At 35.1% G+C, this 951-nt stretch carries 1 pseudogene; it reads left to right on the top strand.

The features are described from left to right. A pseudogene (locus WKI42_RS10475) lies at positions 1-951 on the top strand (hypothetical protein); the annotation flags it as partial.

The following is a 951-nucleotide window of genomic DNA, read 5'->3' as shown; positions in this document are numbered from 1 at the left end:
GCTTCTGGTAGTGAAAAATTAACTGATGGAGCGAATCAGTTAGTGACAGGAAGTCAAACATTAACTACTAACCTACACTCTTTAGCAGCTTCAAGTTTAACCTTTTCAAATGGAACGGAGCAGTTTACTAAAGGATTATCTGCTTATGTTTCTGGTGTCGAACAACTTCATCTTGGCTTAGGGAATTTTAATAGTGGTTTAGTTACATATACTGGTGCAGTGAGTCAATTAGATAGCGGATTAGGTCAATTATCTTCTAAAAGTCCTGAATTAGTAAGAGGAATCAATCAGTTATATACTGGTGTAGAATCCTATACTGGCGGTGTTTCTCAGCTTAATGCTGGTCTTAATCAATTTTCATCTGGTGTTAGTGCCTATACAAATGGTGTGGGAAATCTTGCAACAGGTGCTAATCAGTTATCTAATCAATCAGCTACACTTCGAATGGGTGTGGAGCAATTAAGTGAAGGAATTCAACAACTTTCTAGCAAGTTAGATGCTTCGTCTGAGCAAAAAGATCAAATTAATCAATTATCTTCTGGTTTGAATCAGTTAAATCAAGCTATTCAAAATATTGATGTTGGAGATACAAAACAATTAGATTCTGTTTTATCAAGTATAGTATCTCTTTCTAATCAAATGTTAGCACGTGCTCAGTCTGATAAAGCGACTACATTAGCTAATATTCAATCGACAGCAGCTTATCAATCATTGACAAGTGAGCAACAAGCTGAGATAAGTGCTTCTGTATCTCAAAATTCAACTGATAGTATTCAATCTGCTCAGTCAATTGTAACTTTAGTACAAGGTTTACAGGGAAGTTTAGAAAACTTACAAAATCAATCTTCTAATCTTTCGACTTTAAAAAATCAAGCTAATCAAGTATTACCGCTTGCTTCTACTTCTTTGACAGGATTGTCAAGTGGATTAACAGAGATACAAGGAGCTGTT

Origin of the sequence: Streptococcus pseudopneumoniae (genome assembly GCF_038148935.1) — a bacterium.
GTDB lineage: Bacteria > Bacillota > Bacilli > Lactobacillales > Streptococcaceae > Streptococcus > Streptococcus pseudopneumoniae_U.
The sequence above is the reverse complement of the archived record's forward strand: the minus strand, read 5'-3'. Positions and strand labels throughout refer to the sequence as shown.